The sequence below is a fragment of the Streptomyces sp. NPDC043952 genome, from assembly GCF_056435325.1.
In genome coordinates, this window is sequence record NZ_JBWKES010000028.1 from 62,932 (window position 1) to 82,721 (window position 19,790).

Here is a 19,790-nt window from a genome sequence, read left to right on the forward strand (position 1 = left end):
GTGTGGACGGCGGTGCTCGGCGCGCAGCCCGTCCACGAAGGCGCGCACGGGTGCGGACAGGCCCGCGTAGGCCGCGGCCAGGTTGGACCAGGTGGTGTCGCCGCCGTAGGGCGGGACGGACTCGGCGCGCAGGATGGTCGCGGCGGGCGGGTCGACGCGCGCGCCGTGGTCGCGGTGCCGGCCGCGCGGCAGGGCGGGCCGGCGGCGAGCCAGCCATTCCTCGTGGTCCATGCCGTAGCGGCCGCCCAGTTCCAGCCGGTCGGCCGTGGTCTCCACCTCGGGGAAGTCCGGGGGCGAGGCGCCGCCGCGGCGGCCGGGGACGACCGGCTCGCCGAAGCGGCGGGCGAAGGCGGCACGCCCTGCGTGGTCGAGGCGCTGCTCCCGGAAGAACACCACCTTCCAGCGCAGCACGGCCCGCCGGGTCAGGCCGGCCAGCGCGTCGTCCAGGGGTGCGGCGAGGTCGACGCCGGTGATCTCGGCACCGATGTGCCCGGCGACGGGCCGCACCTCCACACCGCCGACCCGCATGTCCACGCCGTCTTCCGTGGCCATGCCGCCGACCCGCGTGTCCTCGCCGCTGCCCGGCTCCCGCCGCTCCGGCTCCCGCGACCGTCCCGGCCCCTCCGGCCGCCCCTACTGGCCCGTGCCGTCCGCCGGCCTCGTCGCGCCCGCCCGGTTGATCGCCACTCGCCCTGTCCGTGAGGCTGGGAGCACGACACTGTCGAGCGGAAGGTTCCCCCGTGAACGGCATACCGGTGCACACGCTCAACGACGGAACGACGATCCCCGCCCTCGGCCTCGGTACCTGGCCGCTGGACGACACGGCGGCCGAGCGGGCCGTACGCGACGCGCTCGGACTCGGCTACCGGCTGGTGGACACCGCGGTGAACTACCGCAACGAGGCCGGCGTGGGCCGCGCCGTCACCGACGGCGGGGTGCCCCGCGAGGAAGTGGTGGTGACCACCAAGCTCCCCGGCCGCCACCACGGCTACCAGGAGACCCTCGCCTCCTTCGAGGAGTCCCGGCGGCGCCTCGGCCTGGAGTACGTGGACCTGTATCTGATCCACTGGCCCAATCCCCGCGTCGGCAAGTACGTCGACTCCTGGAAGGCGATGATCAAGCTGCGGGAGGACGGTCTGGTCCGCTCGATCGGCGTCTCCAACTTCACCCCGGAGCACATCGTGCGGCTGGAGAAGGAGACCGGGGTGCTGCCCTCGGTGAACCAGATCGAGCTGCATCCGCTGTTCCCGCAGGAGGAGCTGCGCGCCTTCCACGCGGACCAGGGCATCCTCACCGAGAGCTGGAGCCCGCTGGGGCGGGGCGGCCAGCTGCTGGGCGACCCGGAGGTCGGCCGGATCGCCGACGAGCACGGCGTGAGCCCCGGCCAGGTGCTGCTGCGCTGGCACGTCCAGCTGGGCGCGCTGCCCATCCCGAAGTCCGCCGACCCCGAGCGCCGGCGCGCCAACCTGGACGTCTTCGGCTTCGAGCTGGACTCGGACCAGCTGGCCGCCATCGCCCGGCACGCCCCGCGCCGGCTCGGCGGGGACCCGGAGACGCACGAGGAGTTCTGATCCCCGTGTGAGGGGGGTACCCGGTGCCCGGTGTGCCGGACGCGGGGAAGGAGCCGCACGTGGCAGCGGAGGACCGGCTGCGGACGTACCGCGGCAAGCGCGACTTCGAGCGGACTCGGGAGCCCTCGGGCGGGCGGTCGCCCGAGGGCGGCGGGCGGCCGCGGTTCGTGGTGCAGATCCATGACGCGCGCCGGATGCACTTCGACTTCCGGCTCCAGGTGGACGACGTCCTGAAGTCCTGGTCCGTGCCGAGGGGGCCGTCCGCCGACCCCGGCGACAAGCGGCTCGCGGTGCCGACGGAGGATCATCCGCTGGCGTACGAGGACTTCGAGGGCGTGATCCCGAAGGGCGAGTACGGCGGCGGCACGGTGATCGTGTGGGACCGGGGGACGTACGAGCCGTTGAGCCATGACCGGCAGGGGCGGCCGGTGGACTTCGCCGAGTCGCTGGAGCGCGGGCACGCCACGTTCCGGCTGCACGGTGCCAAGCTGCACGGCGAGTACGCCCTGACCCGCTTCCGGGGCCGGGACGGGGAGGACGCCTGGCTGCTGGTGCGCAAGGGCCGGGCCGGGAAGGCGGCGCACGGCAGCCCCGATCCCCGGCGGGCGCGTTCGGTGCGCACCGGGCGCACCCTCGCCCAGGTCGCGGCGGACGGCGAGGGGCGATGACGGTCCGGCGGGGCGCGACGACGGGCCGCCGACGCGCGATGCCGGGCCGCCATCGCGCGATACGGGTGCGCCGACGCGCGATGCCGGTGCGCGGTGGCGATCCGACGGCGCCCGACAGCGCTTGGACGGGGCGCGCTGACGACCCGGCGGGGCGCGTTGACGGTCCGGATTCCCTGATTCCGGCCCCGACGGGCGTGCGGCGGGCCTATGTTCGCGCCGACATCCTTCCCTTCCCTGGAGGCATCCCATGCGCACAGCACCGCGCGGCGCCGCCCTGATCGGCGCCGTCGTCGCCGTCACCGTACTGACCTGCGGGACCGCGGGGGCGACCCCGGCGGGCCCCGGAGTGACCGCCCGCACGCTCAGTGAGCGGACCGTCGACGGCACCGACTACACCCTGCGGGAGATCACCATCCCGCCCGGCCAGAGCACCGGCTGGCACTTCCACGACGGCCCGCTGTACGGCGTGGTGCGCCAGGGCACGCTGAGCCACTTCGACTCCGCCTGCGCCCCGGACGGGGTGTACACGGCGGGCGCGCCGATACAGGAGCCGGCCGGGGCGGGGCACGTGCACATAGGCCGCAACCTCGGGGACACCCCCGTGGTGCTCGACGTGCTGTACGTGCTGCCGCACGGCTCCCCGTTCTCCGAGGACGCGCCGAATCCGGGCTGCGCCTTCCAGTAGGGGCCGATCAGGCGTCGGGGAGCGGCTGTTCGGCCCAGATGGTCTTGCCCGCGGCCGTCTGCCTGCTCCCCCAGCGCTGGGTGAGCTGGGCGACCAGCAGCAGTCCCCGGCCGCCCTCGTCGTCGGCGTGCGCCCGGCGCAGGTGGGGTGAGGTGGCACTGCCGTCGGAGACCTCGCAGATGAGGGCGCGGTCGCGGATCAGGCGTAGCTGGATGGGGGGTTCGCCGTAGCGGATGGCGTTGGTGACGAGTTCGCTGACGACGAGTTCGGTGACGAACGCGGTTTCCTCCAGCCCCCACGCGGCCAGTTGCTCGCCGGCGGCCTGCCGGACCACGGCGACCTGGGCGGGGTGGGCGGGCACCTCCCAGGTGGCGACCCGGTCGGCGCCCAGGGCGCGGGTGCGCACCAGCAGCAGCGCCACGTCGTCGCACGGCTGGTCGGGCAGTACGGCCTTGAGGACGCCGTCGGCCAGCGCGTCGAGGGAGTCGGCCGGCGTCCCGACGGCGCGGCGCAGCGCGTCGTCGGCGCCGTCCGGGTTTCCGGCGCGGTGTGCGACCAGGCCGTCGGTGAACAGGGCCACGATCGTGCCCTCGGGCAGCTCCAGCTCGGTCGCCTCGAAGGGCAGTCCGCCGATGCCGAGGGGCGGCCCGGCGGTCATGGGCGCGAGTTCGGCGCCGTCGCCGCCGGGCAGGACGAGGAACGGGGCGGGGTGGCCGGCGGCGGCGAGCGTGAGCCGGCGCGAGACGGGGTCGTAGACGGCGTACGCGCAGGTGGCGCCGATCTCGGCGACCTCCTCACGGCCGTTCTCGGCGGCCAGGTGCGTCACCAGGTCGTCGAGGTGGGTGAGGAGTTCGTCGGGCGGCAGGTCGACGTCGGCGAGGGTGCGCACGGCGGTGCGCAGCCGGCCCATGGTGGCCGAGGAGCTGATGCCGTGGCCCACCACATCGCCGACGACCAGCCCGACCCGGCCGCCGGAGAGCGGGATGACGTCGAACCAGTCGCCGCCGATCCCGGCCTGCGAGCCGCACGGCAGATAGCGGTGGGCGACGTCGAGCGCGGCCTGTCCGGGCGGCCCGCTCGGCAGCAGGCTGTGCTGGAGGGCGAGGGCCGTGCTGCGCTCGCGGGCGAAGCGGCGGGCGTTGTCGATGCAGACCGCGGCGCGGCTGGCCAGTTCCTCGGCGAAGACGGCGTCGTCGGGGCCGTAGTCGTCCGGGTGGACCAGCCGGACGCAGACCGCGACGCCCAGGGTGGTGCCGCGGGCGCGCAGCGGTACGGCGATCATGGAGTGGACGCCCTCCCGGAAGCGGCGGCCCTCGGGCGAGCGCTCGTTGCGGTCCACGAGCCAGGCCCGGAAGCCGGGCTCACCGGCCTGGCTGAGCACCGCGTGACCCCCGCTCAGCGCGAGGGCCGGAGGGGCGGGCGGCCGGTAGATCTGGGTCTCGCCGACCCGCACGGCCACTCCGGGGCTGCCGGGCCGGGTGGACTGGTAGGCGACGCGGTGCAGCTCGACCTCGCCGGCGGCGGACATCGGGGGCTCGTCGGCGCCGAGCACCCAGTCCAGCAGGTCGACGGTGGCGAAGTCGGCGTAGCGCGGGACGAGGATCTCGATCAGTTCCTCGGCGGTGCGCACCACGTCGAGGGTGGTGCCGATGCGGGTGGCCGCCTCGTTGAGCAGGGCGAGCCGGCGTCTGGCCCAGTACTGCTCACTGCTGTCGTAGGCGGCGATGGCGACCGCGGTCCGGGTGCCGGAGGCGTCGTGCAGCGGCCACATCTCCAGGCTCCAGGCGTGCTCCCGGTTCAGCGCGGGCGCGGCGGCGAAGCTCTCGTAGCGCACCGGCAGGCCGGTCTCGGCGACCTCGCGCAGATGGCGCAGAAAGCCCCGGTTGGACTCGGTGTCGGCCACGGTGTCGGAGAAGAACCGGCCGGTCAGCCCCTCCTCGGGGACGCCGAGGACCTTGCAGGCGGCGTCGTTGAGGCGCAGGTAGCGCTGCTGGAGGTCGAAGACGGACATCGACAGGGACGCCTGGTCGAAGGCCTGGGCGGCGAGCGCTGTGCCGGGGGGTTCGGCGGTGACGGCGGGGGGTTCCGCGGTGACGGCGTAGCCCGCGAGCCGCCCGTCGCCGCCGTCGAGGGGGCAGGCGGTGACGGCGAGGTCGAGGCGGTGGCCGTCGCGGTGGCGCAGGGCGACGGTGCCGTGGCGTGTGCCGGTCGGCGCCGCGAGGGCTCCCTGGGGGAGTTCCGCGGCGAGCAGGTCCGCCGCGGGGCGGCCCACGACGTCCCCGGCCGGGTGGCCCGTGAGCAGCCGCGCGCCCTCGCTCCACCCGGTCACCCTGCCCCGAGTGTCGATGATCGCCACGGCGGCGACTCGGTCCATAAGGCCCAGAATGATCCGATTCGTTCGGCTCCTCAAGCGCGGGGCCGGGGCGGGGTCAGCCCCGGTGGGCGCGCAGGGCGGCGAGGGCCTTGTCGGCGTGGGTGTTCATGCGCAGCTCGCTGCGGACGATCTCCAGCACGGTGCGGTCCTCGCCGATGACGTAGGTGACGCGCTTGGTGGGGGCGAGGGTGAAGCCGCGCCTGACCCCGAACCGCTCACGCACCGTGCCGTCGGCGTCGGACAGCAGCGGCATGCCGAGCGTGTGCCGGCCGGCGAACTCCCGCTGCTTGCCGACGTCGTCGCCGCTGATGCCGACGGGCCGGGCGCCCAGCGCGGCGAACTCGGCGGCGAGGTCGCGGAAGTGGCAGGCCTCGGCGGTGCAGCCGGGGGTGAGGGCCGCGGGATAGAAGAAGAGGACCACGGGGCCGTCGGCGAGCAGTTCGCCGAGGCTCCGGACGGTCCCGGTCTCGTCGGGGAGGGCGAAGTCCTCCACCTTGTCCCCGACCTGGACGCGCTCGCTCATGACCGGTTCCTCCTCTGGTGGCCTGCCGCCGGATATTACTGGACGGTAAGCCGCCGGGGGGCCCGTTCGTACGACTCCTAGTCCCGATCCACGGGGTCCCGCTCCCCCGCCGGCCCCGGTCCCTCGCGCCCCGGCCCCGCCGTCCGCCCCGGCTCCCCCTCCGTCTCGGCCGAGTACGCGAGGAAGTCGTCGACCATCCGGTGGAACAGCGTGGCCAGTTGCCGCAGTTCTCCGGGCCGCCAGCCGGCGAGCGCGCGCTGCATCTCGGCGGCCCCGGCCTCCCGGACGCGGCCGACGGCGAGGCGGCCCGCGTCGGTGAGCCGGATCCGCTGGGCGCGCCGGTCGTCGGGGTCGGGCACGCGGGTGACGTAGCCCGCCCGGTGGAGCTGCTGCACGGTCCGGGTCACATGCGAGGCCTCCACGCCGAGGCGGTGCGCCACCTCCCCCGGCCGCATCGGCTCCCAGTCCGCGATCTGCCGCAGCAGCGCCACGGCGGCCCGGTCCAGCGGCACGTCGGCCAGGGTCCGCAGCCGGTCGTGGTGGCGGGTGCGGGAGCCGAGGTAGGTGACGCGGGTGAGGGCGCGCTCGATCTCGGCGACCTCCGGGGAGGCCGGGGTCGGGCCGGACGGCGTCGGCGCGGGCATGCCCCCGAGTCTACGCAGCCATTGCCCGACTCGGCCTTTTCGTCCCGGTGGCGCGCACGGCACGGACCGGTCCGCTCCGGTACGTCCGTCCGGCCCGGCGCCGTGAACGGGGATCAGGGCCCGCGCCCGCCGCACGGGACGTCCCGCGCCGTCCCACGGGACGCGGAAACGGCATGGTGAGGGCTTCGCACGGCAAGGCTGGGCGGCGTGATCACGGTTCGTGGTCACGAGATCGACAGCCGGAGGTTTCCATGATCCGTCGGGCTCTCAAGAGCGTTCTGCCGGCCGCGGCCGCGGCGCTCGCCCTGCTGCCCGTGTCGGCCGGTGCCGCCGCGGCGAGCACCGTCACCGCGCACCCGGTGGCCGCCGTCGCCGCCCCGCGGCACCCCGTCAGCACCCACCCCTACCACACCGGTCTGGTCGCCACCCGCGGCGTCCGGCTCAACGTCCGCTCCGGTCCGGGCACCGGCTACCGCGTCGTCGGCAGCCGGCACACCAACCGGCTCATCTCGGTCAGCTGCAAGACCTACGGCTCGCGGGTGCACGGCAACCACGTCTGGTACCGGCTCCCCCACCACCGGGGCTACGTCTCCGCCCACTACGTGACCACCGGCCGGTACGTCCCCTGGTGCTGACGGGCGTCCGCCGCACCACCCACTGACCGCCGAGGGCCTGTCCGGGAGCCACGTCCCGAACAGGCCTTCGGCATGAGGGCGCTTGACCCGGCCCATACCTCGTCCGGTGTTGCAGCGCCCGTCCGGCAGGGAAACCATCCCGGCAACAGGGGCGAAACGCCCATAGGGGAATGGGAGTCGAGGAACGCACGATGCGGCACCCCCAAGGATCGACCGCGCCGGACGAGTCGCTGGTGGTGACACTGCGCGAGCTGAAGGACCGTACGGGGCTGAGCCTGGCGGCGCTGGCCACGCGCACCCCGTACAGCAAGTCCGCCTGGCACCGCTATCTTTCGGGCGGCAAGCGTCCGCCGCGGCCCGCGGTGGAGGCCCTGTGCCGGCTGGCCGACGCCGATGCCACGGCCGTACTGGCGCTGTGGGAGGCGGCCGGGGAACCCGCTGTCCCGGACCCGCCCGAGGAGAGCCCCGGCCGGCGCTCGTCCTGGCTGCCGCTGTGGGTCCCGGTGTCGGTGCTCGCGCTGTTCGGCGCGGCCACGGCGGTGGCGGCGGCCGTGGCCCTGTCCGGGCGCCCGGAATCCGCGCCGGTGGCCCAGCCCCTGAGCGAGGTGCCGCGCTGCCACGGGGCGTCCTGCCAGGGCCAGTTGCCCGACGCCTCGGTGTGCGCCCGCGACGCGCAGACCAGGAGCAGGGTCGCCGACCGCGCCTATGCCGTACGGCTGCGCTACTCGCCGTCCTGCGGGACCGCCTGGTCGGAGGTGCGGGTGCGCGGCCGGCTGGCCCGCGAGGTGTCGGTCCGCGCGGGCGACGACATCCTCTCCGCGAGCTATCCGGCCGATGATGTGACCGGCGTCAACAGCCCGATGCTGCCGGTGGGTTCGCCGCGGGGCGTGCAGGCGTGCGCCGAGGTGGGCGGGAAGGTGGCGTGCACGGGCCTGGACGCGGACGGACCCCCCGTATCGGAGCACTGACGCACCGGCCGGGCGGCGGCTCGCCGGGAGGCCGGGGCACCCCGTTCAGGGGAACCGGGGCCGGAAGGCGCGTGAGGGGGCCGGGTTCGGTCGACATCTTCTGCCGTGACCGCCGTAGCCCTGCCGTTCATCGCGCCGATGCTCGCCACCCCCGGTTCGCTGCCGCCCGCCGCGCAGGACGCGTGCTGGGCGTACGAGACCAAGCAGGACGGGCAGCGGGTGATGGTCTATCTGCCCGGTGACGGCGGCCTGGTGCTGCGCGCCCGTTCGGGCGAGGTGATCACCGGGGCGTATCCCGAACTGGCGCCGCTCGGCGGCGCGCTGGGCGCCACCCCCGCGATCCTCGACGGCGAGGTGCTGGCCCTGGACGCGGACGGCCGGGCCGACTTCCAGCTGCTCCAGAGCCGGATGGGCCTCGCCCACGCGCCCGCGCGGGCCGCGCGCCGGGCCGCGCAGGTGCCGGTGCACCTGGTGCTGTTCGACGTGCCGTACCTGGCCGAACCGCTGCTGCGGCAGCCGTACGCCCGGCGCCGCGCCCGACTGCTGGACCTGGGCCTGGCCGGGCCGCACTGGTCGACGCCGGGCGCGGTCACCGGGCACGGCGCGCGGGCGCTCGCGGCCACGCGGGAGCACGGCCTGGAGGGACTGGTGTGCAAGCGGCTGGACTCGGTGTACGAGCCCGGTGTGCGCTCGCGTGCCTGGATCAAGATCCGCAACATGCGCGCCGAGGACGTGATCGTGGGCGGCTGGCTGCCCGGCAAGGGGCGGCTGACCGGGCTGCCCGGCGCGGTGCTGGTGGGCCAGCGGGACGCGGCCGGCCGGCTGCGGTACGTCGGCGGGGTGGGCACCGGCTGGAGCGAGGCGGAGCGCACCCGGCTCGCGGAACTGCTCGCGGACGCGGCGAGCGGGCGCTGCCCCTTCGACCCGGCGCCGCGCGTACCGGGCGCCCGCTGGGTGCTGCCCCGGCTGGTCGGGGAGGTCGGTTACAGCACGCGCACCCGCTCGGGTCTGCTGCGTCAGCCGTCCTGGCTAAGGCTGCGTCCCGATCTTTCCCCGCGGGACTCGGCGGCCGACCTGCCCCCGGACCTGGCGTGAGGCCCGCAGGACTCGGCGGCGGGTCCGGCATGAGACCCGCGGGACTCGGCGGCGGACCCGCCCGCGAGTCTGGCACGAGGCCCGAAGGTCTATCGTGTGCGCATGCCGGTTCCCGAACTGATCCGAATCGTCTCCCGTGACTCGCCCATGGCCCTGGCCCAAGTGGAGCGGGTCCGCGCCGAGTTGGCCGCCCTGCATCCGGGAGTGCGCACCGAGGTCGTCCCCGTGAAGACCACCGGGGACAAGTGGCTCGGCGATCTGGCGCGGGTCGAGGGCAAGGGGGCGTTCACCAAGGAGGTGGACGCGGCCCTGCTGGCCGGGGCGGCGGATCTCGCGGTGCACTGCCTGAAGGACGTGCCAGCCGACCGGCCGCTGCCCGCGGGGACGGTGTTCGCCGCGTTCCTGAAGCGGGACGACATCCGCGACGCGCTGGTGCACCCGGACGGCCGCACCCTGGACGAGCTGCCGGCCGGTACCCGGATCGGCACCTCCGCGGTGCGCAAGATCGCCCAACTGGCCGCCACCCACCCGCATCTGGAGTGCGTGCCGTTCCGTGGCAACGCCAACCGCAGGCTCCGGAAGCTGGCCGACGGCGAGGCGGACGCGCTGCTGCTCGCGGTGGCCGGCCTGGAGCGGATCGGGCGTACCGATGTGATCAGCGAGGTGCTGTCCCCGGAGACGATGATGCCGCCGATCGGCGCGGGCATCCTCGCCCTCCAGTGCCGGCAGGACGACACCGAGCTGATCGACGCGGTCAGCGGGCTCGGCGACCCGGACACCCACCGGGAGGCGACGGCCGAGCGGATGTTCCTGCATGTGCTCCAGGGCCACTGCAACAGCCCGATCTCCGGGTACGCGCACGTGGACCGCAGTGGTGAACTCTCCCTGCGGGCCTGTGTGTTCACGCCCGACGGCAAGGTCAGGCTGAACGCCCACGAATGGGCGGGCCGGCTCGACGCGGCCACCCTCGGCACCTCGGTCGCGGTGGCGCTGCTGCGGCAGGGGGCGCGGGAGATCATCGACGGCATCCCGCACTGAGCGGGGGCCTCGGGGGGCGCCCGCCGTCGCCGCCGGTGAGGGCGTCCCGGTCGCTCACGCGATCCCCGCGCTTCCTTCGGGACGCTTCACGCGCGGCCGGGGCTCAGGCGGTGCCGGGCTCCGTCTGCTCCTTCAGAAAGGCGCTGACCTGGTGGGCCAGGTCGCCCTGCCCGGTGCCCACGGGGGCGGCCTGCGCGGTCGCCTCCTGGACGCCGGTGCCGCCCGTCCACAGCCGCCGGTCGGTCCACTCCTCGTCCACCCGCAGCTGCACCTGCACGTCCACATGGGTGAGCGCGGCCTCGGGGGCGGCGGCGTACAGGACGGCGGTGGCCCGGCGCAGCGGATGGACGTCGAAGCCCTCGATGAACTGGGAGTTGCGCCAGTCGATGAACGCGCCCTCGCCGTCCGGACCGACCCGGACGTCGACCTGGCCGTCCTCCAGATGGATGCCGAAGTGCCGGGTGCCGCGGTTCTCGACCGTCACCCGGACACTGAAGTACGTCAGCCCGGCCGCGGCGTCGTCGCGTCCACGCGGGGGTTCGGCGGCCTCCAGGCGGTGGACGCGGACCCGCAGACCGGCATGCTCCTCGTATTCCTGCCAGTCACCGACCACGTTCGGCTCGTACACAGCGCCCCTCTCGACCCCGAGTGTCTATCTGTGGGCTCAGTGCACTGTCAAATGAGCGGAATGCACCGTGGCCAGGGGGTTCGCCCGCTTTGATCGGCGATCAAGCGCTGCCCAGGAGGAATCCCCCCGCCTCCCTTCCGGGCGGGCCACGGTGCGTGCCGCACATCACGTTCCGGGCAAGATCACCGGGCCAGCCGGCCGAGCAGCGAGGAGGCCGCGGTGATGCCGAGCGCGGCGGCGATCGCCAGCACCCCGAAGTCGGCGCCGAGATGCGAGGGGGTGCCCAGCAGCAGCCCGCGCAGCGCGTCGACTTGGTAGCTCAGCGGGTTGACCTTGCTGACCGCCTGGAGCCAGCCCGGCATCACGGAGACGGGGTACAGGGCGTTGGAGCCGAAGAACAGCGGCATGGTGATCGCCTGCCCGAAGCCCATCAGCCGCTCGCGGCTGAGCACGATGCCCGCGATGGTCATGGAGAGGCAGGAGAAGAACACCGAGGCGAGGATCACCGCGAGGGCGACGCCGAGCAGCTTCAGCGGGTTCCAGGTCAGGGCGACGCCGAGCAGCGCGGCGATGACGATCACGACAATCGCCTGCACCAGCGATTTCACACCGGCCGCGAACGCCTTGCCGGTGATCAGCGCCGAGCGCGGGGTCGGGGTGACCAGCAGCTTGTTCAGGATGCCGGCGTCCCGCTCCCAGATGATCTGGATGCCGTAGAAGATCGCGATGAACATGGCGGACTGGGCGATGATGCCGGGCGCCATGTAGTCGATGTACGGGATGCCGCCGGTGGGTATCGCCCGGATCCGGGTGAAGGTCTGACCGAAGATCAGCAGCCACAGGGCGGGCTGGACGGCGCGGGTGTACAGCTCGGTGCGGTCGTGGCGCAGCTTCTGGAGCTCCACGGTGCACATGGCGAGCACCCGCGCGGGCAGCAGCCGCCACCCGGCGCGCGGCACCGGGGGGCTGAGCAGCAGCGCGGTGTCCTTGCCGAGGGTGCGGTCAGCCGACGCGGCGTGCGGTGCGGCGGGTGCTTCGGACCTCACGGAAACCTCCTCCGGTGTTGTCGTCGAGGCCGCTGCCGGCGACGTCGCGGAAGACGTCCTCCAGCGTGGGCAGGGTCTCGGTGCCCTTGCGTTCGGCGAGGCCCCGGCGCAGTTCCTCCGGGGTGCCGAGGGCGCGGACGCGGCCGCGGTGCATCAGTCCGACCCGGTCGCAGTACTGGTCGGCCTCGTCCATGTAGTGGGTGGTGACGAGGACGGTCATGCCGGTCGCCTCGCGTACGGCGTTGATGTGCTCCCACACGCCGGTGCGGGCGATCGGGTCCAGGCCGATGGTCGGCTCGTCCAGGATCAGCAGCCGGGGGGCGCTGACCAGGGCCTGGGCGAGTTCCAGTCGGCGGATCATGCCGCCGGAGTAGGTGCCGGCGAGCCGGTCGGCGGCGTCGGAGAGGTCGACGGCGGAGAGCGCCAGGTCCACGCGGGCGGCACGCTCACGGCGCGGCACGTCGAACACTCGGGCGAACAGGGCGACGTTCTCGCGGCCGGTGAGCCCGCCGTCGGCGGACAGTTGCTGCGGGACGTAGCCGAGCAGCCGGCGCACGCCCATGCGCTCCCTGGCCGCGTCGTGCCCGAAGACGCGGACCATGCCGGCGGGGACCGGCAGCAGGGTGGTGATGCAGCGGATGGCGGTGGTCTTGCCGGCGCCGTTCGGCCCGAGCAGCCCGAAGACCTCGCCCTCGCGGACGCCCAGGTCGAGATCGTCGACGGCCTTGGTCTCGCCGAAGGCGTAGACGAGCCCGGTGCAGCTGACGGCCTCGGCGTGGGCGGTGTCCGCCTCGGCCGTGGCGGTGGCCGCCGGTGCCGGGGTGGTGGCTGCCGGTGCCGGGGTGGCGGACGTGTCCGCCGGGTCGGTCGTCATGATGGCGTGCCCTCCGTCCAGGGTCCCTCGGGCGCGGCGTGCGCCCCGGCCGGCGCGCTCACGGGCGCCGGCCGGTGGTTCCCGGCCGCTCCGGGATCCGCGTCGTCCTCGTGCAGCAGGTCGGCGAGCCTGCGCAGGGCCGGCAGGGCCGCGCGCAGGGCGTCGTGGTCGGCTCCGTCGAGGCGGGCGAGATGTCCGCCGACCAGCTCGGCGCGGCGGCGGTGCCAGTCCTCCAGGCGCTTCTCGGCGGCCCCGGTCAGCCGCAGGCGCGCGGCCCGCCGGTCGGCCGGGTCGGTCTCCCGCACCAGGTACTCGTCCCGCACGAGCTGGTTGACCAGCGTCGAGACGGAGTTGCTCGCCAGGTGCAATTCCTTGGCCGCCTCCGAGACGCCGATACCCGGCCGGGACTCGACCAGCCGCAGCAGCTCCACCTCGGCACCGCGCAGCCGGGGTCCGGCCAGGCCGCCGCGCAGCCGGCGCCGGATCAGCCGCTGGATGCCGACGAGCGCGTCGGTCAGCTCCACCGGGAAGGTCTCGGGCGCGCCGGGCGGCGCGTCGCCGCCGGGCCCGCGTATCGCTTCGTCTTCCACGTCTGAAGGTTACCTCTGCTACAGAGGTATCACCCCTCGGGCGGCCCCAAGATGCGGTCAAGAGGACTGAGCCACTTTCCCCTGTTTCTCCCGCTATGAGATGAATTGTTTCGCGATGTCCATGAGCGGGAAAACGCACGTATGTGCTTCGGACTGGAGGCACTTCCGTGGGAGCCGGCCCCGTGCGGCCTGACGCCCCCGAGTCCTTTCCCGTGACCGAGCGCGCGTGCCTCCCACGGTGTCTGTCCAACCGGCACCGGCGAGAGAGGTGCGCGCGATGCGTGTCACTGGCAGCACCAAGCCCAGGTCCCACCCCCATCCACATGACGACGCGCCCGACACGGGTGAGTCCTTCGCGCGGCTCGCCGAGCTGCCCGACGGCCCCGAGCGCCAGGCGCTGCGCGACGAACTGGTGCGGCTGTGGCTGCCCATGGCCGAGCGGATCGCCGTACGCTTCCGCGGTCGCGGGGAGTCCCTGGAGGACCTGTACCAGGTGGCCGCGCTGGGGCTGGTGAAGGCCGTCGACCATTACGACCCCGAGCGCGGCCGCGCCTTCGAGGCGTACGCGGTGCCCACCATCACCGGTGAGATCAAGCGGCACTTCCGGGACCACATGTGGACGCTGCACGTGCCCCGCCGGGTCCAGGACCTGCGCAACCGGGTCCGTACGGCCGTCAAGGAGCTGTCCCAGTCCACGCCGGGCCGGCCGCCGACCGTGGCCGAGATAGCCGAGTACACCCGGCTGGACGAGGACGAGGTGCGCGCCGGGATGGAGGCGCTGGAGTGCTTCTCCGCGCTGTCCCTGGACGCCGAGGTGGCGGGCACGGACGGCTACGCCCTCGGTGACTCGCTGGGCGGCCCCGACCCCGGATTCGACCTGGTGGTGGACCGGGCGGCCGTCAAACCGTGCCTCGCGGCGCTGCCGGAGCGCGAGCGGACCATTCTCTACCTGCGGTTCTTCGGGGGGATGACGCAGAGCCGGATCGCGCAGCAGCTGGGGATCTCGCAGATGCACGTGTCGCGGCTGCTGAGCGGGTGCTTCGACCGGCTGCGCGAGGAACTGCTCTCGGAGGCGCGGTGAGGCCCTGGTCCGAGCGGGTCCCGGCCGGCTTCAGCCGGGACCCGGCCGGTCCGGGGCGGCCTCCGTGTCGCCGCCGGGGACCTGGACGGGGCCGTACCGGTCCAGGGCGTCTTCCAGTTCCGCGCTGATCTCGGGCGGGATCTCGCCGCGGCGGCCCCAGATCAGGATCAGCTCGGCGACGTTGCGCAGCCTGATGTTGGTGTGCTGGGAGACGTCCCGCAGCACCTGCCAGCCCTGTTCGGGGGTGACGCGGCCGAGGGCCACCACCATCCCGATCGCCTGGTCGACCACGGCGTGCGAGGCCAGGGCCTGCTTCAGCTGCTCGACCTCGGCCCGCAACGCGGCGATCCGCTCCGGCTCGCTCTCTGCCATCCCCCCATCGTGCGCAGCCGCCTGTCCCCCTGCCACCGGGGGTACTCGACAGGCGCCCCACCCGCTTCCGGCCGGACACTGGAGCCAGACCGGTGACCGCCGGCACCAGAGAGCAGGACGTTACCGAACATGAACCGAGAAACCCCTGTCAGCGAGGGAGCGCCCGGCCACGGGCCGCGGGGGCGTGAGGTCATCTCCACGCACTCCGTCTTCGGCGCGCCGTGCTGGGTGAGCCTGACCAGCCGCGACCTCCAGGCCACCCAGGACTTCTACACGGCCGTGCTGGGCTGGCGCTGGCGCGGCGCCAAGCTCGGCGAGCACTTCCGGGTCGCGCTGGCGGATGGGGTGCCGGTGGCCGGGATCGCCGCGGTGGCCTCGATGTGGCAGATGGCGGTGGCGTGGACGCCGTACTTCGCGGTGCCGGACGCGGATGTCGCGGTGGCGCGGGCGCGCGAGCGGGGCGGCACGGCGGCGGTCGGACCGCTCTCCTTCCCGCCGGGCCGGGCCGCGCTGCTCGCCGACCGCGACGGGGCCACGTTCGGGATCTGGCAGGGGGAACTGGTCTCCAACTGGGAGGCCTGGCGGCGCGCGGCCCCCACGTTCATCCGGCTGCACACCCGCGACGCCTTCGACTCCGCGATGTTCTACGGCGAGATCCTCGACTGGGCGTCGGGGAAGCCGGGGTGCTGCGAGGTCGAGTACGACGGCGACGAGGTCGTCCTGCGCAGCCAGGGCGACGCGGTGGCCCGGATCGACTCGGGCGCGGTGGAGGCCGCCCCGGACCCGTCCGTCCGCCCGCACTGGCAGATCCACTTCGCGGTGTCGGACGTACCCGGCTGCGCCCGCACGGCGGAGAAGCACGGGGGCAGCGTCCTGAAGGAAAACGAGGCGGAGGCGATCCTGCGGGACGCGGACGGCGCCCAGTTCACGGTGACGTCCCGTCAGACCCGCTGACCCGACCCACGCCCCCTTCAGGCGGGCGCACCCTGAAGGGGGCGCGCCCGCCACAACGGCCTAACTTCCCACCCTCGACGCCCGCGTCAACAGCACCAGGCTGCGCGCCTCCACCCGCACCCTCGTGCCCGCCTTGTGTTCCCGCTCGTCCGGCATCCCCTCCGCGTCCGCGGTGTCGATCAGTGCCGTCCAGCGCTCCCCGAACGTCTCGTCCGGCAGCCGGAACACCACCGGTTCCCAGTAGGCGTTGAGGAGGAGCAGGAAGGAGTCGTCGACCAACCGGCGCCCGTACGCGTCCCGTTCGGCGATCGCGTCGCCGTTGAGGAAGACCCCGACGGAGTGGGCGTCGCCGCGCTGCCAGTCGCGGTCGGTCATCTCGCGGGCGTCGGGACGCAGCCACATCAGGTCCGGCAGCGGCTGCTCCGCGTTCGTCACGGTCTCGCCGCGGAAGAAGCGGCGCCGGCGCAGCACGGGGTGCGCGGCGCGCAGCGCGATGAGGGCGCGGGTGAAGTCCGCCAGGTTCCGCTGCTCGCCGGTGAGTTCCCAGTCCACCCAGGAGATCTCGTTGTCCTGGCAGTAGGCGTTGTTGTTGCCGCGCTGGCTGCGGCCGAGCTCGTCGCCGTGGCAGAGCATCGGGATGCCCTGCGAAAGCAGCAGTGTGGCAAGGAAGTTGCGCTGCTGGCGGCCCCGCAGTTCGAGCACGGCGGGGTCGGTCGTATCCCCTTCCGCGCCGCAGTTCCAGGACCGGTTGTGGCTCTCCCCGTCCCGGTTGTCCTCCCCGTTGGCCTCGTTGTGCTTGTCGTTGTACGACACCAGGTCCCGCAGCGTGAACCCGTCGTGCGCGGTGACGAAGTTGACGCTCGCCCGCGGCCGGCGCCTGCTGTGCTGGTACAGGTCGGAGGAGCCGGTCAGCCGGGACGCGAACTCGCCGAGGGAGCCGGGCTCGGCGCGCCAGAAGTCCCGTACGGCGTCCCGGTAGCGGCCGTTCCACTCCGACCACAGCGGCGGGAAGTTGCCGACCTGGTAGCCGCCCTCCCCCACGTCCCAGGGCTCGGCGATCAGCTTGACGCGGCTGATCACCGGGTCCTGCTGGATCAGGTCGAAGAACGCCGAGAGCCGGTCCACCTCGTGGAACTGCCGGGCCAGCGTGGCCGCGAGGTCGAAGCGGAAGCCGTCGACGTGCATCTCGGTGACCCAGTACCGCAGCGAGTCCATGATCAGCTGGAGCACGTAGGGGTGGCGCATCAGCAGGCTGTTGCCGGTGCCCGTGGTGTCGTAGTAGTGCGCCCAGTCCCCGTCCACCAGGCGGTAGTAGGAGGCGTTGTCGATGCCCCGGAAGGACAGCGTGGGGCCGAACTCGTTGCCCTCGGCGGTGTGGTTGTAGACCACGTCGAGGATGACTTCGAGGCCGGCCGCGTGCAGCGCCTTCACCATGGCCTTGAACTCGTTGACCTGCTGGCCGCGGGTGCCGAAGGCGGCGTAGGCGTTGTGCGGCGCGAAGAAGCCGATGGTGTTGTAGCCCCAGTAGTTGGACAGGCCCCGGTCCTGGAGCACCCCGTCCTGCACGAACTGGTGCACCGGCATCAGCTCCACCGCCGTCACCCCGAGCGAGGTCAGGTGCCCGGTGACGGCGGGGTGGGCGAGTCCCGCGTAGCTGCCGCGCAGCCGTTCGGGGACGTCCGGGTGGGTGCGGGTCAGCCCGCGCACATGCGCCTCGTAGATCACGGAGTCGGCGTACGCGGTGCGCGGCGGCCGGTCGTCGCCCCAGTCGAAGTACGGGTCGGTGACCACGCCCAGCATGGAGTGCCCGGCGCTGTCGGCGGGGGCCGGTCCGTCGGGCGAACGCTCGTACAGGGAGGCGTGGTTGTCGATCTGGCCGTCCACGGCGCGCGCGTACGGGTCGAGCAGCAGCTTTCTCGGGTTGCAGCGGTGGCCGAGCGCGGGCTGCCAGGGGCCGTGTACCCGGTAGCCGTAGCGCTGGCCGGGCGCGATGCCGGGCAGATAGGCGTGCCAGACAAAGCCGTCGACCTCGTGCAGCCGGACGGGCGTCTCCCGGCCGCGGTCGTCCACGAGGATCAGGTCGACCCGCTCGGCGACCTCGCTGAACAGCGCGAAGTTGGTGCCCTGTCCGTCGAAGGAGGCACCCAACGGGTAGGGCTGCCCGCTCCAGACGGGCAGCCCTTTCCGGGTGGTGCGGGCGCTCACCGGCTGCCCTCCAGGAAGTCACCGGCGGGCGCGGGCGCGGCCAGGACGGCCACCTGGTGCCGGCGCGGCTCGTTCAGGCCCGTGCTGATGAACGGCTCCGGCGGCAGCGGCACCAGCGGCACCCGTTCGCCGGCGCGGGCGCGCTGCGAGAACCAGATGATCTTGCTTCCGGTCTCGGCGGCGCAGCAGCCCCAGCCGTCGCTCATCGCGGCGATGTCCGCGAGGCAGGCGCGCAGATCCTGGTCCGGGCGCAGCTCGGGGTCGTCGTCGCCGAAGGCGGTGATCAGGTGCTGGCCGTTCCACCACATCTCGATGGAGGTGTGCTTGTCACGGGCGTGCTGGTCGATCGCCCGCAGCAGCAGTTCGGCGCCGCGGCAGACGGGGGCCACCAGATTGTCGAGGTCCCAGTGGCGGAGATGGGCGGCCAGGATGCGGCTGACCTGTCCCACCCGTTCCGGGCTGACTTCCACGTCGAGGTGGTAGTAGCAGGGCACTGCGGTCTTCATCGTCGCTTGCTCCTCACCGGCGAAGCTCTCGCTCCCCTCGCCCTGTCCGGGAGGGATCCCGGACACTCAGCGTGAGCGGTGATCGCTTCTGAGTCATCTCCCACGGTGCGGTCGCTACGCCATTCGTGCAACACGAGCACCCACCGCTCCCAATGGTTGAAGATCCAACAAGACGCTGCGTCCTCGCCCGTGCACCATGAGTGAAAGCCTCGATCGCCGTAACGGCGCCGCGCCCACCCCTGCGCGGACGCCACCCGACCGTCGGGAACGCGCCCAGTCGAGAGCGTGGAGGGTGAACAGGGCCATGCTGCTACCCGCCAAGGCCGAAGTGGCCCGGCAGTTGCGGCGTTACCGGGCGTGGGAGCGCGTGATGCTCGCCTCGCCGTACGACCGCACGGTCCGGGCCACGTTCGAGGACTCGGGGTACACCTTGTGCGTTCTGATGGGCAAACGCTGTGCCCGCGAGGCGGCGGACGCGGCGGAGCGGTATCTGCGCACGAGTCCGGTCGGCTACCTGCGCGAGCAGGACGGCCGGCCGAAGTCGCGCCGTTCGGTGCGAAGGGCGCCGGCTCCGGAGCGGCGTTCCACGGCGCCGAGCTCCTGAGCTGGCACCGTACAAGGCGTTCCCTTCGGGGACCGGCACGGGCCGGCCCCGCTCTCGGATCGCGAAGCCGGGCCGGTGCCCGGCTTCGCGCACGGCGGAGGTGAGATACATGCGCAGGACCCCGGCCATCGGCCGTGTACCGGTACGTGACGTCCGGCCGGCCGTGGAGTGCGGCAGGCGCCCGGCGAAGGCGGTGGCCGGGGAGACCTTCCAGGTCACCGCCACCGTGTTCCGGGAGGGGCACGACGCGGTCGGTGCCAATGTGGTCCTGCGCGATCCCAGGGGCCGGCGCGGCCCCTGGACCCCGATGCGCGAGGTGTCCCCCGGCAGCGATGTGTGGGGCGCCGAGGTCACCCCGGACGTGACGGGCCGTTGGACCTTCCGGGTGGAGGCGTGGAGCCATCCGCTGGCGACCTGGCGGCACACCGCCTCGGTGAAGGTGCCGGCCGGGATCGACACCGGGCTGGTCCTGGAGGAGGGCGCCGAGCTGTACGAGCGCGCCACCGCCGGTGTGCCCAAGGGCCCGGAGCGCGATCTGGTGGCCGCCGCCGCCCGCGCCCTCGGCGACGACTCCCTCTCGGTCCACGAGCGCCTGCGGCCCGCGCTCTCCCCGCGGGTGCGGGAGGTCCTGGAGCGTTACCCGCTGCGGGAGTTGGTGACCGCGTCCGATCCGATGCCGCTGCTGGTGGAGCGGGAGCGGGCGCTGTACGGCTCCTGGTACGAGTTCTT

21 protein-coding genes and 1 pseudogene are annotated in these 19,790 nt (G+C 73.6%); 11 read left to right on the forward strand and 11 right to left on the reverse strand.

Features of this window, described 5'->3' with window-relative positions; translation table 11 throughout:
- Positions 1-9 precede the first annotated feature (9 nt).
- Positions 10-552, reverse strand: a pseudogene (locus AC069R_RS26050) (TauD/TfdA dioxygenase family protein); the annotation flags it as partial.
- A gap of 188 nt (positions 553-740) precedes the next feature.
- Between AC069R_RS26050 and AC069R_RS26055 the strand changes: the two are divergent.
- The 3 genes from AC069R_RS26055 to AC069R_RS26065 all read left to right on the forward strand — a co-directional run bounded on the left by AC069R_RS26055 (position 741) and on the right by AC069R_RS26065 (position 2,924).
- On the forward strand, positions 741-1,571 hold the full coding sequence (locus tag AC069R_RS26055; protein WP_478769236.1) for an aldo/keto reductase: 831 nt from the start codon (positions 741-743) through the stop codon (positions 1,569-1,571).
- Positions 1,572-1,630: 59 nt separating this feature from the next.
- On the forward strand, positions 1,631-2,239 hold the full coding sequence (locus tag AC069R_RS26060; RefSeq protein ID WP_478769237.1) for a DNA polymerase ligase N-terminal domain-containing protein: 609 nt from the start codon (positions 1,631-1,633) through the stop codon (positions 2,237-2,239).
- A gap of 247 nt (positions 2,240-2,486) precedes the next feature.
- Positions 2,487-2,924, forward strand: coding sequence for a cupin domain-containing protein (locus tag AC069R_RS26065; protein WP_478769238.1), 438 nt, complete (start codon positions 2,487-2,489; stop codon positions 2,922-2,924).
- A 7-nt stretch (positions 2,925-2,931) separates the two neighbouring features.
- On the opposite strand, the gene AC069R_RS26070 is transcribed toward AC069R_RS26065, so the two are convergent.
- The 3 genes from AC069R_RS26070 to AC069R_RS26080 all read right to left on the reverse strand — a co-directional run bounded on the left by AC069R_RS26070 (position 2,932) and on the right by AC069R_RS26080 (position 6,465).
- Complete coding sequence (locus AC069R_RS26070) at positions 2,932-5,298, reverse strand: SpoIIE family protein phosphatase (RefSeq protein WP_478769239.1); 2,367 nt, start codon at positions 5,296-5,298, stop codon at positions 2,932-2,934.
- Positions 5,299-5,353: 55 nt separating this feature from the next.
- Positions 5,354-5,821, reverse strand: coding sequence for a peroxiredoxin (locus AC069R_RS26075; RefSeq protein ID WP_478769240.1), 468 nt, complete (start codon positions 5,819-5,821; stop codon positions 5,354-5,356).
- A gap of 77 nt (positions 5,822-5,898) precedes the next feature.
- Positions 5,899-6,465, reverse strand: coding sequence for a MarR family winged helix-turn-helix transcriptional regulator (locus tag AC069R_RS26080; RefSeq protein ID WP_478769241.1), 567 nt, complete (start codon positions 6,463-6,465; stop codon positions 5,899-5,901).
- Positions 6,466-6,716: 251 nt separating this feature from the next.
- Here AC069R_RS26080 and AC069R_RS26085 point away from each other — a divergent pair, with 251 nt between their 5' ends.
- The 4 genes from AC069R_RS26085 (at position 6,717) to hemC (ending at position 10,201) form a co-directional block, all read left to right on the forward strand.
- Positions 6,717-7,100, forward strand: a complete 384-nt coding sequence (locus tag AC069R_RS26085; RefSeq protein ID WP_478769242.1) for an SH3 domain-containing protein — start codon at positions 6,717-6,719, stop codon at positions 7,098-7,100.
- Positions 7,101-7,291: 191 nt separating this feature from the next.
- Positions 7,292-8,068, forward strand: a complete 777-nt coding sequence (locus AC069R_RS26090) for a helix-turn-helix domain-containing protein (protein WP_478769243.1) — start codon at positions 7,292-7,294, stop codon at positions 8,066-8,068.
- A 138-nt stretch (positions 8,069-8,206) separates the two neighbouring features.
- Positions 8,207-9,163 (forward strand): ATP-dependent DNA ligase, encoded by a 957-nt coding sequence (locus AC069R_RS26095; RefSeq protein ID WP_478769257.1) that lies wholly within the window; start codon positions 8,207-8,209, stop codon positions 9,161-9,163.
- Between the two features lie 96 nt (positions 9,164-9,259).
- Positions 9,260-10,201, forward strand: a complete 942-nt coding sequence (gene hemC, locus AC069R_RS26100; protein ID WP_397987787.1) for a hydroxymethylbilane synthase — start codon at positions 9,260-9,262, stop codon at positions 10,199-10,201.
- Between the two features lie 103 nt (positions 10,202-10,304).
- Here the strand turns inward: hemC and AC069R_RS26105 are convergent, their stop codons facing one another.
- The 4 genes from AC069R_RS26105 to AC069R_RS26120 all read right to left on the reverse strand — a co-directional run bounded on the left by AC069R_RS26105 (position 10,305) and on the right by AC069R_RS26120 (position 13,324).
- Positions 10,305-10,829 carry a hypothetical protein gene (locus AC069R_RS26105; RefSeq protein ID WP_478769244.1) on the reverse strand — a complete coding sequence of 175 codons (525 nt, stop codon included), beginning with the start codon at positions 10,827-10,829 and terminating at the stop codon, positions 10,305-10,307.
- 182 nt (positions 10,830-11,011) lie between these two features.
- Entirely contained in the window at positions 11,012-11,875 is an 864-nt protein-coding gene (locus AC069R_RS26110; RefSeq protein ID WP_478769245.1) for an ABC transporter permease, read from the reverse strand.
- A complete protein-coding gene (locus tag AC069R_RS26115) occupies positions 11,832-12,749 on the reverse strand; it encodes an ABC transporter ATP-binding protein (RefSeq protein ID WP_478769246.1) in 918 nt (305 codons plus the stop codon). The genes AC069R_RS26110 and AC069R_RS26115 overlap by 44 nt, the downstream gene beginning before the upstream one ends.
- Positions 12,746-13,324 (reverse strand): MarR family winged helix-turn-helix transcriptional regulator, encoded by a 579-nt coding sequence (locus AC069R_RS26120; RefSeq protein ID WP_478769258.1) that lies wholly within the window; start codon positions 13,322-13,324, stop codon positions 12,746-12,748. Before AC069R_RS26120 ends, AC069R_RS26115 begins: the two co-directional genes overlap by 4 nt.
- 292 nt (positions 13,325-13,616) lie before the next feature.
- Between AC069R_RS26120 and AC069R_RS26125 the strand changes: the two genes are divergently transcribed.
- A complete protein-coding gene (locus tag AC069R_RS26125) occupies positions 13,617-14,420 on the forward strand; it encodes an RNA polymerase sigma factor SigF (protein ID WP_478769247.1) in 804 nt (267 codons plus the stop codon).
- A gap of 30 nt (positions 14,421-14,450) precedes the next feature.
- Here the strand turns inward: AC069R_RS26125 and AC069R_RS26130 are convergent, their stop codons facing one another.
- A complete protein-coding gene (locus AC069R_RS26130; protein ID WP_478769248.1) occupies positions 14,451-14,792 on the reverse strand; it encodes an ANTAR domain-containing protein in 342 nt (113 codons plus the stop codon).
- A 129-nt stretch (positions 14,793-14,921) separates the two neighbouring features.
- Between AC069R_RS26130 and AC069R_RS26135 the strand changes: the two genes are divergently transcribed.
- Positions 14,922-15,746, forward strand: a complete 825-nt coding sequence (locus AC069R_RS26135) for a VOC family protein (protein ID WP_478769249.1) — start codon at positions 14,922-14,924, stop codon at positions 15,744-15,746.
- A gap of 60 nt (positions 15,747-15,806) precedes the next feature.
- On the opposite strand, the gene glgX is transcribed toward AC069R_RS26135, so the two are convergent.
- Complete coding sequence (gene glgX / locus AC069R_RS26140; RefSeq protein WP_478769250.1) at positions 15,807-17,951, reverse strand: glycogen debranching protein GlgX; 2,145 nt, start codon at positions 17,949-17,951, stop codon at positions 15,807-15,809.
- Entirely contained in the window at positions 17,948-18,457 is a 510-nt protein-coding gene (locus AC069R_RS26145; RefSeq protein WP_478769251.1) for a pep a2, read from the reverse strand. The genes glgX and AC069R_RS26145 overlap by 4 nt, the downstream gene beginning before the upstream one ends.
- Positions 18,458-18,761: 304 nt before the next feature.
- Here AC069R_RS26145 and AC069R_RS26150 point away from each other — a divergent pair, with 304 nt between their 5' ends.
- Both AC069R_RS26150 and AC069R_RS26155 read left to right on the forward strand, forming a co-directional pair.
- Positions 18,762-19,061: a DUF5133 domain-containing protein gene (locus AC069R_RS26150; protein ID WP_478769252.1), complete on the forward strand. Its 300-nt coding sequence runs from the start codon at positions 18,762-18,764 to the stop codon at positions 19,059-19,061.
- A 109-nt stretch (positions 19,062-19,170) separates the two neighbouring features.
- Positions 19,171-19,790 (forward strand): maltotransferase domain-containing protein (locus AC069R_RS26155; protein WP_478769253.1); only part of this gene is annotated, 620 nt, incomplete at its 3' end.

Excerpts from the sequence above, each read along its gene's own strand:
- AC069R_RS26080 (WP_478769241.1), bottom strand. The coding sequence starts at position 6,465 with ATGCCCGCGCCGACGCCGTCCGGCCCGACCCCGGCCTCCCCGGAGGTC.
- AC069R_RS26145 (WP_478769251.1), bottom strand. The coding sequence starts at position 18,457 with ATGAAGACCGCAGTGCCCTGCTACTACCACCTCGACGTGGAAGTCAGC.
- AC069R_RS26115 (WP_478769246.1), bottom strand. The coding sequence starts at position 12,749 with ATGACGACCGACCCGGCGGACACGTCCGCCACCCCGGCACCGGCAGCC.
- AC069R_RS26150 (WP_478769252.1), top strand. The coding sequence starts at position 18,762 with ATGCTGCTACCCGCCAAGGCCGAAGTGGCCCGGCAGTTGCGGCGTTAC.
- AC069R_RS26135 (WP_478769249.1), top strand. The coding sequence starts at position 14,922 with ATGAACCGAGAAACCCCTGTCAGCGAGGGAGCGCCCGGCCACGGGCCG.
- AC069R_RS26065 (WP_478769238.1), top strand. The coding sequence starts at position 2,487 with ATGCGCACAGCACCGCGCGGCGCCGCCCTGATCGGCGCCGTCGTCGCC.
- AC069R_RS26095 (WP_478769257.1), top strand. The coding sequence starts at position 8,207 with ATGCTCGCCACCCCCGGTTCGCTGCCGCCCGCCGCGCAGGACGCGTGC.
- AC069R_RS26130 (WP_478769248.1), bottom strand. The coding sequence starts at position 14,792 with ATGGCAGAGAGCGAGCCGGAGCGGATCGCCGCGTTGCGGGCCGAGGTC.
- AC069R_RS26125 (WP_478769247.1), top strand. The coding sequence starts at position 13,617 with ATGCGTGTCACTGGCAGCACCAAGCCCAGGTCCCACCCCCATCCACAT.
- AC069R_RS26085 (WP_478769242.1), top strand. The coding sequence starts at position 6,717 with ATGATCCGTCGGGCTCTCAAGAGCGTTCTGCCGGCCGCGGCCGCGGCG.
- AC069R_RS26075 (WP_478769240.1), bottom strand. The coding sequence starts at position 5,821 with ATGAGCGAGCGCGTCCAGGTCGGGGACAAGGTGGAGGACTTCGCCCTC.
- AC069R_RS26070 (WP_478769239.1), bottom strand. The coding sequence starts at position 5,298 with ATGGACCGAGTCGCCGCCGTGGCGATCATCGACACTCGGGGCAGGGTG.
- AC069R_RS26090 (WP_478769243.1), top strand. The coding sequence starts at position 7,292 with ATGCGGCACCCCCAAGGATCGACCGCGCCGGACGAGTCGCTGGTGGTG.